This window comes from Burkholderia sp. AU16482 (assembly GCF_002223285.1).
GTDB lineage: Bacteria > Pseudomonadota > Gammaproteobacteria > Burkholderiales > Burkholderiaceae > Burkholderia > Burkholderia semiarida.
Genome location: NZ_NKEY01000006.1, coordinates 392,488 through 403,346, shown reverse-complemented (window position 1 = coordinate 403,346; position 10,859 = coordinate 392,488). Strand labels below are relative to the sequence as shown.

Genomic DNA, 10,859 nt, shown 5'->3' with positions numbered 1-10,859 from the left:
GTCCCGGGGCGACGCCTCGGGCTTGTCAGCGCCGGAACGCCGTTCCGGCGATTCGCAGTACGAAAAGAAGGAGTGAACAAATGGCAATTCCGGCCTACATGTGGCTCAAGGACGACGGTGGCGCGGACATCAAGGGCTCGGTAACCGTCCAGGATCGCGAGGGCAGCGTCGAACTGGTCGCGTTCGACCACGGCGTGCACATCCCGACCGACGGCAATACGGGCAAGCTCACCGGCACGCGCGTGCACAAGCCGATCATGCTGACGAAGGAAACGGACGCGTCGACGCCGTACCTGTACAAGGCCGTGACGAGCGGCCAGACGCTGAAGTCGGTCGAGATCAAATGGTATCGGATCGACGACGCGGGCAAGGAGAAGGAATACTTCAACACGAAGCTCGACAACGTGAAGATCGTCGCGGTGAAGCCGAAGATGCTCGACATCAAGAACCCCGACTACGAGAAGCACAACCATCTCGAAGACGTGGAACTGCGCTACGAGACGATCACGTGGTCGTACAAGGACGGCAACATCATCCACAAGGACACGTGGAACGAACGTTCCTGACGTGTTGACCGGCCGGCGGAATCCGGTGCGTGCGCGCACCGGATTCCGCCGGTTCGCATGCGCATCGACGGATGCGCGCCCTCTCCCTCTCCTGATCCGCTACCGACATGACGCCGCCGCTCCGGGACGCTTCCCATCTCATTCGCCGTCTCAATCCTCATTGCACGCGGGCGCTCGAAGCCGCTGCAAGCCTTTGTCAGACCCGGCTCGCCGACGAAATCGCGGTCGAGCACTGGGTGCTGAAGCTGATCGAGGCGGACGACGGCGATATTCCGGCGATCCTGCGTCACTACGATCTCGACATCGATGCCGTCTGGGATGCGATGATCGACGTGATCGACCGCATGCCGCGTACGCTGCGCGGCGTGCCGGCGTTGTCACGGCAGCTCGCCACGGTGATCGAGGACGCATGGGCGCAGGCGGTATCCGACGACCGCAACGGCGCCATTCGCTCCGGGCATCTGCTACAGGCGATCGTCGACGCACCGCATGTGCTCCGCACCCAGCGGGCATGGCCGCTGCTGTCGGTTTCGAGTACGCAGATCAGGCGTGTGCTGCCCCGGCTCGGGCGGCGCTCGTGTGAAAACGCATGCGACGAAACGGTATCGACGTGGGAGACCAACCCGGCCGGCAGTCAGCGCGGCGCCGGGACGGCGGCATCGACCACCACCGGCAACGCGGCCCCGCATGCGCCGCACGTGCCGGCGCGCGCGATCGACGGCGATGCGCTCGCCCGTTTCGCGCTCGACCTGACCGAAAAGGCGCGCGAAGGCGAGATCGACCCGGTATTCGGCCGCGACCGCGAGATCCGGCAAATGATCGACGTACTCGCGCGCCGCCGCAAGAACAATCCGATCCTGGTCGGCGAACCAGGCGTCGGCAAGACCGCGCTCGTCGAAGGGCTCGCGCTGCGTGTGGTGGAAGGCAGCGTGCCGGAAACGATCCGCGACACGCGCATCCTGACACTCGATCTCGGCTTGTTGCAGGCCGGCGCGGGCGTCAAGGGCGAATTCGAGCAACGGCTGAAGAACGTGATCGACGAAGTGCGCGCGTCCGAAACACCGATCCTGCTGTTCATCGACGAAGCCCATACGTTGATCGGCGCGGGCAACGCGGCGGGCGGCGCCGATGCGGCCAACCTGCTCAAGCCGGCACTCGCGCGCGGGGAATTGCGCACGATCGCGGCCACCACGTGGGCCGAGTACAAGCAGTATTTCGAGCGCGACGCCGCACTCGAACGGCGCTTCCAGGTCATCAAGGTCGACGAACCGGACGACGACACCGCCTGCCTGATGTTGCGCGGGCTCGCGAGCCGCTTTGCGAAGCATCACGGCGTGCATATCCGCGACGAAGCGATCGTCGCGGCCGTGCGGTTGTCGCGCCGCTATATTCCCGCGCGACAGTTGCCGGACAAGGCCGTCGACCTGATCGACACGGCCGCCGCACGCGTGCGCATGTCGCTCGACGTGCCGCCCGCGGAACTGCAGCAGGCGCGTGCGACGCTGGCGGCGCTCGAACTGGAGCGCGCCGCGCTGGACGCGGACCGCCATGCCGGGATCGCCGCTGTCGCCGAACGGCGTGCGTCGATCGACACGGAACACGACACCGCGCGCGGCGCCGCCGACAGGCTGCTGGATCAGTACACGCGGGAACGCGAACTCGTCGGCATCGTGCATGCCCTTCGCGACGCAACGAATCAAGCGGTCGATCCGGCAGCCGTGTCGGATGCGCTCGATGCGTTGTCGGCCGTTCAACGCAAGTCGCCGATGATTGCCGCCGACGTCGACGCGCCGTCCATCGCGCGCGTCGTCGCCGAATGGACCGGCGTACCGGTCGGCAACCTCGTCGAGGACGAACTGCGCAACCTGCTCGCCCTCGAAGCGACGCTGGCGACGCGCGTGGTCGCACAAGACGATGCGATCGCGGCATTGGCCGAGAGTCTGCGCACCGCCAAGGCCGGCCTGAAGAGCGAACACGCACCGCTCGGCGTGTTCCTGCTGGCCGGGCCGTCCGGCGTCGGCAAGACCGAAACCGCGCGAGCGCTGGCCGACCTGTTGTTCGGCGGCGACGCCGCGCTGACGACCATCAACCTGTCGGAGTACCAGGAAGCGCATACCGTGTCGCAACTCAAGGGCTCGCCGCCCGGCTACGTCGGCTACGGGCGCGGCGGCGTGCTGACCGAAGCCGTGCGTCAGCGGCCGTACAGCGTGGTGCTGCTGGACGAGGTCGAAAAGGCGCATCGCGATGTGCTCGACATCTTCTATCAGGTATTCGACCGGGGCACGATGCGCGACGGCGAAGGGCGCGAGATCGATTTCCGCCACTGCGTGATCGTGATGACGTCCAATCTCGGCAGTGCGCAAATCGACGATGCGACGGCTGAGGACGCATCGATCACGCAGGCGGTATTGCGGGAAGTCATTCACGCTCGACTGGTCGCGCATTTCCAGCCGGCACTGCTCGCGCGGTTCCAGACGCTCGTCTATCGGCCGCTCGATGCCGCGGCGCTCGCGTCGATCGTGCGCATCAAACTAGACACGATCGCAGCGCGCCTGCTCCGGCAACACGGCGTGACACTGACGTGTGCGGACGATCTGATCGACTCGATCGCGCGGCACTGCGTATCGCGGGAATCGGGCGCACGCAGCGTCGATGCATTCCTGAACCAGCGCGTGCTGCCCGTCGTGTCCCGCGAATTGCTTGCGCGGATGGCATCGGGCATCGCGCCACGGCAGATCTCGTTGTCCGCGACTGCCGAAGGCACGTTGACGATCGATTTCGTCGATGCGCCGACGGCCGCCGACGACGGCACCGAACGATGGAGCCGACAGTGACAGCCGGCCCGTCGCTGTACGACATGCTGCTCGGCCAGATCGGCGGCGAACCGATCGGCGCCTACGACGATCGCACGCTTGAATGCCTGAGCGTCCAGCAGAACGTCCGCCGTATTCTCAATACGCGAGCCGGCGCGCTCAAGCATCTACCCGACTACGGGCTGCCCGACCTGACGAACATCTACAAGGCATTGCCCGCGTCCGCGCATCTACTCAAGCAGCAGATGGAAGCGACGCTGTTGAAATACGAACCGCGCATTCGCGCGATCGACGTCGCGATCGTCGACAACCGCGATCCCGGCATTCTCGTCAGCTTCGAGATGACCTGCCATCTGAAGAACGCCGGGCTCGTACGCTTCGGCACCTACTTCGAGCCGCCGGGCCGCCTGCACGTCGTCCGGCGCATCGACCCATCGTGATCGCGCACGATCAACCCTCGTGCGCCAGATGCGCACTAAATCCAACCTTCCCCGGCGCGATCCCGTCCTTCAGCGTCAGTGCCGGAATCTCGTAATCGCCCGCGTTCTGCCGGCGAAACGGAATCGGCTGCGTGGTCCACAGATCGTCGAGACGCCGGCCGAGCGCCGCGCGCGTTTCGTCGAAGCGCGCCGCGTTCATCTTGCCCGTCCGATAGATCACGAACGGCGGCAGCACGTCGAACCCCGGGTAATACAGCATGCCGTGCTGGATCGGGAACAGCAGGTCGTCGATCGGCCCGTTGATACCGCGCGGGCTGTAGTGCGGTTCCCACCCGCCCGTCGTGACGATCACCATCGCCCGCTTGCCGGCGAGCGACCCTTCGCCGTAGCGATCGCCCCAATGCGTGTCGGAATGCTCGCCGACACCATAAGCAAACCCGTACGCGTACACGCGCTCGAACCAGCCCTTCATGATCGCCGGCATCGAGAACCACCACAGCGGAAACTGCGGAATCACCGTGTCCGCCCACTTCAGCTTGCCCTGTTCGCGCGCGATGTCGTCGCGCTGTGTGCCCGTCTCGAACGCGCGCTTCGAATCGAGCGCCGGATCGAAGCGATCGTCGGGTGCACGGCCGGTCATGTCGTGCGCATCGAGCGTCGCCTTCCAGTTCATCGCGTACAGGTCGGTCACTTGCACCGTGTGGCCAGCCGCTTCGAGGTGCGCGACGGCGAAGTCGCGCAGCGCGCCGTTCAGCGAGCGCGGCTCGGGATGGGCATACACGATCAGCACATTCATGTTCGTCACTCCGTGGATTGAATGACTGCAGGATGCTGCCTCCAACGGTATATTTTAAATGAATTCCTGATATCCCAGGTATAGCAATGAATAATCTCAGAAGGCTCGATCTGAACCTGCTCGTCACGCTCGACGTGCTGCTCGCCGAGCACAACGTCACGCGGGCGGCCGAGAAACTGAACATGTCGCAACCGTCGGTCAGCGTCCAGCTGCAAAAACTGCGCGACGTGTTCGGCGATCCGCTGCTGCTGCCGGGACCCCGCGGGATGCGGCCGACCGCGCGCGCGGAAGCGCTGCGCGAGCCGTTGCGGGAGGCGCTCGAGGCCGTCGAGCGGGCCGTGCTTCCGGCCACGCCGTTCGACCCTGCAACCGCGACGAACACGTGGCGCGTGGCCGCGACCGACTACGGCGAATCGACGATCGTGCTGCCCGCGCTGCACACGCTGCGCTCGACCGCGCCCGCCACGCGGCTCGCCGTCGTCGAGCTCGTGCCGCCGCGCATCGAGCAGGATGCCGAACGAAACGGCATCGACCTGGCTTTTCACACGACCGAAGGCTCGCCGCCCGGCATGCGGCGCCTGCCGCTGTTCGTCGAGCGTTACGTCCTGATCGGCCGTGCCGGCCATCCGAAGCTGAAGCGGCGCCCCACGCTCGCGCAGTTCGGCTCGCTCGAACACGTGATCGTGTCGCCCGACGGCGGCGGCTTCTTCGGCGTGACGGACGAAGCGCTCGCGAAGGTCGGCGCCGCCCGGCGCGTCGTGCTGTCGGTGCCGCACTTTCTGTTCGTGATGTCGGCCGTCGCGAGTACCGATCTCGTCGCGATGGTGCCTGAACGGCTGGTGCGCGACGTGCCAGCGCTGCGCGTGGTGGACGCCCCGGTCGAGGTGCCCGGCTATGAAATGTCGATGCTGTGGCACGAGCGCATGCATCGCGATCCGGCGCATCGATGGCTGCGGGAGACGATCGCGGCGGCGGTCTGACACGCCGGTCATGGCGCGGCTGACATCTGCTGTCACCGGGGGCTTGAAAGTCAGCCGATCACTGTATATATTTACAGTGTTTCTGCGTCATTTGACCCGAATTCCATCATCCCGAGACGGTCTTTAGTGAGGCGACCATGTTCCAGTCATCCGCATTCGATCCCGAGCAGCCCGGCTTCAATCCCGTCCATTTCGAGCGCGCCGCGCAGCGGGCGGTCGTCGATCTGCAGCGTGTCGTCAGCGGCCCTGCCCAGCGGGCGCTCGGCCTGCGGCGCCGCACCCACCCGGCCGCCGTCCGCACGATGAGCTGGCAGGCGCTGCTGAACGTCGAGGAGCTGGCATTCTCGAATGCCGGTTTCCTGAGCCGCAACGAGCCGGCCGTCGTCGATGCATTCATCCGACTGCGCGACAGTCGGCTGGTCGCCGCGGACGTCGAGGAGCCGGTCGACTGGCGCCGCGACGACGACGACCTGCCGGCCGTCTATCTGATCGTCAAGGCGATGCTCGAAGCGGAAGAGGAAGAACGGGCCGAAGCGGCCTGAGCCGCGCGGGCCTTGCGCGGCTGCGTTCTGCCGCACGTCGGGTGGCAGCGCGATCGACGCGGCCGCTCATCGCGGTTCGGCTTCCGCGGTTCGACGCATCGGCGCAGCGCGCGACAAGCCCCGCCCGCCGCGGATCACCGCCGGTGACTGCCACCGGGCGAACGGCGCAGCAACGCCCGTTACAGCCGCGCCGCCAGCCGCGCCCCCTGATCGATCGCACGCTTCGCATCGAGTTCGGCGGCCAGTTCCGCGCCGCCGATCAGGTGCACCGAGCGCCCGGCCGCCTGCAGCGGCGCGAGCAAAGCGCGCTGCGGCTCCTGCCCCGTGCAGAGCACGACCGTGTCGGCTTCGATCAATTCGTGATCGGTGCGCTGCTCGCCATACGACACGTGCAATCCGCGTGCATCGATCAGTTCGTAATTCACGCCGCCGATCATCTTCACCTGCTTCATCTTCAGCGTCGCACGGTGAATCCAGCCGGTCGTCTTGCCGAGGCCCTTGCCGAGCGGTGCGGCCTTGCGCTGCAGCAGCGTCACCTCCCGCGCGGGCGCCGACACCCGCGCACGCGTCACGCCGCCGCGCGTCGCGGCCGGGTCGGTCACGCCCCACTCGGCCTTCCAAGCGTCCAGATCGAGCGCCGGCGACTCGCCGTCCTGTACCAGATATTCGGCGACATCGAAGCCGATCCCGCCCGCGCCCACCACCGCGACCCGCCGGCCGACCGGCTGCCTGCCCGCGAGCACGTCGATATAGCTGAGCACGTTCGGCCCGTCCTGCCCCGGAATCTTCGGGTCGCGCGGCGCGACGCCGGTCGCGAGCACGATTTCGTCGTAGCCGCCCGCGATCAGGTCGCTCGCGTCGACGCGGCGGTTCAGGTGCAGCTTCACGCCGGTCAACTCGACCTGCCGGCCGAAGTAGCGCAACGCTTCGTGAAACTCCTCCTTACCCGGGATCCGCTTCGCCATGTTGAACTGGCCGCCGATCTCCGGCGCCGCGTCGAACAGGTCGACCTGATGGCCGCGCTGCGCGAGCACCGTCGAGCACGCGAGCCCGGCCGGCCCCGCGCCCACCACCGCGATGCGCTTCGACTGCGGCGCGGGCGTGTATTTCAGCTCCGTCTCGTGGCACGCACGCGGATTCAGCAGGCACGACGCGATTCGGTTCTTGAACGCATGATCGAGGCACGCCTGGTTGCAGCCGATGCACGTGTTGATTTCGTCGGCCCGGCCCTGCGCCGCCTTGACGACGAACTCGGGATCCGCGAGCAGCGGGCGCGCCATCGACACCATGTCCGCGCAGCCGTCCGCGAGAATCTGCTCGGCCACTTCGGGCCGGTTGATCCGGTTGGTCGTCACGAGCGGAATGCCGACCTTGCCCTTCATCTTCTTCGTCACCCACGCAAACGCGCCGCGCGGCACCGACGTCGCGATCGTCGGCACGCGCGCCTCGTGCCAGCCGATCCCCGTGTTGATGATGGTCGCACCCGCGCGCTCGACCGCCTTCGCGAGCTGCACGGTTTCGTTCCAGTCGCTGCCATCCGGAATCAGGTCGAGCATCGACAGCCGGTAGATCAGGATGAAGTCGCGGCCAACCGCTTCGCGCGTGCGCTCGATGATCTCGATCGGCAAGCGGATGCGGTTCTCGTACGCACCGCCCCACTGGTCGCTGCGCTTGTTCGTATGCATCGAGATGAACTGGTTGATCAGGTAGCCTTCGGAGCCCATGATCTCGACGCCGTCATAACCGGCTTCGCGCGCCAGCTTCGCGCAACGCACGAACGCGCGGATCTGCCGCTCGACGCCGCGCGCGCTCAGTTCGTGCGGCGCGAACGGCGAGATCGGCGACTTGATCTTCGACGGCGCGACCGCGAACGGGTGATAACCGTAGCGGCCCGTATGCAGGATCTGCAGCGCGATCTTGCCGTCCTCCGCATGCACCGCATCCGTGATCTCGCGATGCCGGCGCGCGGCGGCCGACGTCATCAGCGTGCCGCCGAACGGCTTGGTCCAGCCGGCCACGTTCGGCGCGAAGCCGCCCGTCACGATCAGGCCGACGCCGCCGCGCGCGCGCTCGGCGAAATACTCGGCGAGGCGCGGCAGCGTCTTGCGGCTGTCCTCGAGGCCGGTATGCATCGAGCCCATCAGCACGCGGTTCTTCAGCGTCGTGAAGCCGAGATCGAGCGGAGCGAGCAGGTGGGGAAAGGGGGTCGTCATGATGATTCGGCCAGTAAGCGATGCCTGCCATCGTAGGCGGGCGGCGCCTTGAACGTGAGGGGGCAAACAGCCATAATGCTTGTCATTTCCGGCCAAAACGACATGACCTCCCCGTCTCGCAAGGACCGCCTCGGGCTGCGCCGGCCGACGATTCCGGTCGCCTATACGCGCCTGCTGCTGCAGGCGCTGGCCGCACGCGGCGTCGATCTGGCCGCCGTGCGTGCCGGCACGGGCCTGCGCGACGCGGTGCTGGCCGAACCGGATGCACGCGTCGCGCCGTCGCAATGGGGGCGGCTCGTGCTCAACGCGATCGAGATCGGCGGCGATCCGGGCATCGGGCTCGCGTTCGGGCTGCTGCTGAAGCCGACCGTGCACGGCTTTCTCGGCTATGCGACGCTGACCGCGCGGGACATCCGCGAAGCACTGTCGGTCACGCAGCGCTACTTCCGCATGCGCAATCGCCAGTACCGGCTGACCTATGCGGAAGACGAACGCGGCGCGACGCTCGAACTGCACGGCGTGCAGGCGAATCCCGTGCTGCAGCATCACGTGATGTTCGAATTCGTGCTGACGGGGCTCGCGCAGAACATCGCGCAATGGGCCGGTCGCCCGTCGCCGCCGATCAGGCTGCAATTCGCGTGGCCGGAGCCCGCGTATTTCGCGCGCTACCGCGATACGTTGCCGCCGGTGGCATTCGGCTGCGCGGCCAATGCGCTGTGGATTGCGCGCGACGTGCTCGACTGGCCGCTGCCGCTCGCCGATGAAGTCGCGCACCGGCAGGCGCTCGTGCAGGTGGAGCGCGAATATGCGCAGGTGCGGCAGGAGGAAGGCGATCTGGTCGAGCGGGTTCGCGCGGAGCTGGCGCGCGCCGCCGGCGAATACCCGGGGCCCGACATGCTCGCCGAGGCGCTGCTCGTGTCGACGCGCACGTTGCGGCGCCGGCTGGAGGAAGCCGGTTCGAGCTATCGGCAATTGCTCGACGAAGCGCGGTTTCGCGACGCGAAGCAGTTGCTCGCCGCGTCGGACCTCGACCTGAAGACGATCGCCGAGCGGCTGCAGTTCACCGACCCGGCGAATTTCACGCGCGCGTTCCGGCGGTGGGCCGGGCAAACGCCAAGCGCGTTTCGGGAAGCGGCTGCGAGGTAATCGCGTCAGCGGTGACCCGGGCACCGGTGCGCGAATCACGCCGGACCGCTCGCGGCAGGGTGCGGGTGCGGCTGCGCGCGGATTTCAGTGCCACGCGCCGGCCAACCTTTCGCCCGGCAATGCCGGACGGCCCGCCGAAAGCTGTGGCGTATGATGGGCGCCACATCAAAACGACGTCGCGCGGCCCCGCGCCCTCTCCGACCCATGCCCAATCGCACCACCCTGATCGAGGCCACGATCGACCGCGTCGATACCAACCTCATCCGAGTCAAGGCCGATGTCAGGAAGAACCCGCCATACCGTTTGACGATGCAGAACGTCTGCTACTTCGTCACGGCCAGCGACGTCGATGAAGAAGCATTCAAGCAGATCGAGAAACTGAGGCCCGGCATGTCGGTGCGCGCCTGCACATTCGAGCATCGCGGCCGTCGCCGAATCGCGTGGATCAGGAGCGGCAACCTTGCCATCGCGCCGTACGACGTGCGCGCGCAAAAGCGACGGAACCTGTCGCTGCTTGCCTGGTCGTCGTGCCTGCTCGTGCTGAGTCTGGGTATCGCTGCCGCGGCACTCCATTCAGGTTGGGCGTTCACCTCGGCAATGGCCACCGTCGTGGCCACCGTCGGTCTGGTTGGCAACGTGGTCGCCATCGGCGGCTTGTCCGACCTGATCTTCCAGCCGCAGCGACGCGAAGCCCAGGATGGCTGGCTAGGCGAACCGTCCGGTTTCAGCGCGGAGCGGAGCGGCCCATGACGAACCACGACATGCAGACCGTATCCGGCCGCGTGACGGCAATCGGCCAGCAATCGATCGAGACGAAGATCTGGAGCAACAACCTGGGCGCGACGACGCAAAGTATCGAGGAAATCACACTCCAACTCGATTCGCTCGCGTCCCCCCTCGTGTTCAGGACCAACCGGACGACCCGCCTGTTCATCGCCGATGGCGATCGATTGAACGTCGCCTATGCCGACGACCAGGATCGCCAGATCGTCTACGGCATCCGCAACATGACCGACGGTTCGGCTTATCTGCTGCGCCCCGCCAAAGTCGCCGGCGCCCGGGCCGATCTTTTCGTCATGCTCATTTGCGTGGTCGCCGCGGCCGTGGTCAGCGGAATCGTATCCGCGGTGACGCTCAGCATGGACTCGATGTTCGACGTGTTTGCGCTGATCAGCGCGAGTGTAATCGGCTTGTGCGTGCTGAGTGCGATCCTGCGCATCCTGTTCGGCGTGATCGTGTGGCCCGAAATCAGAAGACTGGCGCAGCCGGGCGGCAAACGCGAAATGAACGCGGCAGCTCAAGCGCTGTCGCTCACGCAGGAAGAAACCCGACACGTACGCTTCATCTGACCGGGACAGGTGCG

10 protein-coding genes are annotated in these 10,859 nt (G+C 66.6%); 8 read left to right on the top strand and 2 right to left on the bottom strand.

Features of this window, described 5'->3' with window-relative positions; all coding sequences use genetic code 11:
• The first annotated feature begins 80 nt into the window (after positions 1–80).
• The 3 genes from CFB35_RS19170 (at position 81) to tssE (ending at position 3,819) form a co-directional block, all read left to right on the top strand.
• Complete coding sequence (locus CFB35_RS19170) at positions 81–566, top strand: Hcp family type VI secretion system effector (RefSeq protein WP_059575329.1); 486 nt, start codon at positions 81–83, stop codon at positions 564–566.
• A gap of 107 nt (positions 567–673) precedes the next feature.
• A complete protein-coding gene (gene tssH, locus CFB35_RS19165; RefSeq protein WP_089465440.1) occupies positions 674–3,400 on the top strand; it encodes a type VI secretion system ATPase TssH in 2,727 nt (908 codons plus the stop codon).
• The gene (tssE, locus tag CFB35_RS19160; RefSeq protein ID WP_059575349.1) at positions 3,397–3,819 is read left to right on the top strand and encodes a type VI secretion system baseplate subunit TssE; all 423 of its coding nucleotides are present in this window, start codon (positions 3,397–3,399) and stop codon (positions 3,817–3,819) included. The genes tssH and tssE overlap by 4 nt, the downstream gene beginning before the upstream one ends.
• Before the next feature lie 10 nt (positions 3,820–3,829).
• Here the strand turns inward: tssE and CFB35_RS19155 are convergent, their stop codons facing one another.
• A complete protein-coding gene (locus tag CFB35_RS19155; protein WP_089465767.1) occupies positions 3,830–4,615 on the bottom strand; it encodes an NAD(P)H-dependent oxidoreductase in 786 nt (261 codons plus the stop codon).
• A gap of 86 nt (positions 4,616–4,701) precedes the next feature.
• Between CFB35_RS19155 and CFB35_RS19150 the strand changes: the two genes are divergently transcribed.
• Both CFB35_RS19150 and CFB35_RS19145 read left to right on the top strand, forming a co-directional pair.
• Positions 4,702–5,595, top strand: a complete 894-nt coding sequence (locus tag CFB35_RS19150; protein WP_089465439.1) for a LysR family transcriptional regulator — start codon at positions 4,702–4,704, stop codon at positions 5,593–5,595.
• A 137-nt stretch (positions 5,596–5,732) separates the two neighbouring features.
• Positions 5,733–6,137, top strand: a complete 405-nt coding sequence (locus tag CFB35_RS19145) for a DUF2471 family protein (RefSeq protein WP_059575323.1) — start codon at positions 5,733–5,735, stop codon at positions 6,135–6,137.
• 179 nt (positions 6,138–6,316) lie between these two features.
• On the opposite strand, the gene CFB35_RS19140 is transcribed toward CFB35_RS19145, so the two are convergent.
• A complete protein-coding gene (locus CFB35_RS19140; RefSeq protein ID WP_059575320.1) occupies positions 6,317–8,350 on the bottom strand; it encodes an NADPH-dependent 2,4-dienoyl-CoA reductase in 2,034 nt (677 codons plus the stop codon).
• 75 nt (positions 8,351–8,425) lie between these two features.
• On the opposite strand from CFB35_RS19140, the gene CFB35_RS19135 reads away from it, so the two are divergent.
• The 3 genes from CFB35_RS19135 (at position 8,426) to CFB35_RS19125 (ending at position 10,845) form a co-directional block, all read left to right on the top strand.
• A complete protein-coding gene (locus CFB35_RS19135; protein WP_059575318.1) occupies positions 8,426–9,496 on the top strand; it encodes an AraC family transcriptional regulator in 1,071 nt (356 codons plus the stop codon).
• A 204-nt stretch (positions 9,497–9,700) separates the two neighbouring features.
• Positions 9,701–10,246 (top strand): hypothetical protein, encoded by a 546-nt coding sequence (locus CFB35_RS19130; protein WP_226094224.1) that lies wholly within the window; start codon positions 9,701–9,703, stop codon positions 10,244–10,246.
• Complete coding sequence (locus CFB35_RS19125) at positions 10,243–10,845, top strand: hypothetical protein (RefSeq protein ID WP_060009524.1); 603 nt, start codon at positions 10,243–10,245, stop codon at positions 10,843–10,845. The genes CFB35_RS19130 and CFB35_RS19125 overlap by 4 nt, the downstream gene beginning before the upstream one ends.
• Positions 10,846–10,859: the final 14 nt, after the last annotated feature.

Coding starts and splice junctions, on each gene's coding strand:
- CFB35_RS19170 (WP_059575329.1), top strand. CDS start 81: ATGGCAATTCCGGCCTACATGTGGCTCAAGGACGACGGTGGCGCGGAC.
- tssH (WP_089465440.1), top strand. CDS start 674: ATGACGCCGCCGCTCCGGGACGCTTCCCATCTCATTCGCCGTCTCAAT.
- CFB35_RS19155 (WP_089465767.1), bottom strand. CDS start 4,615: ATGAATGTGCTGATCGTGTATGCCCATCCCGAGCCGCGCTCGCTGAAC.
- CFB35_RS19150 (WP_089465439.1), top strand. CDS start 4,702: ATGAATAATCTCAGAAGGCTCGATCTGAACCTGCTCGTCACGCTCGAC.
- CFB35_RS19145 (WP_059575323.1), top strand. CDS start 5,733: ATGTTCCAGTCATCCGCATTCGATCCCGAGCAGCCCGGCTTCAATCCC.
- CFB35_RS19140 (WP_059575320.1), bottom strand. CDS start 8,350: ATGACGACCCCCTTTCCCCACCTGCTCGCTCCGCTCGATCTCGGCTTC.
- CFB35_RS19135 (WP_059575318.1), top strand. CDS start 8,426: ATGCTTGTCATTTCCGGCCAAAACGACATGACCTCCCCGTCTCGCAAG.
- CFB35_RS19130 (WP_226094224.1), top strand. CDS start 9,701: ATGCCCAATCGCACCACCCTGATCGAGGCCACGATCGACCGCGTCGAT.
- CFB35_RS19125 (WP_060009524.1), top strand. CDS start 10,243: ATGACGAACCACGACATGCAGACCGTATCCGGCCGCGTGACGGCAATC.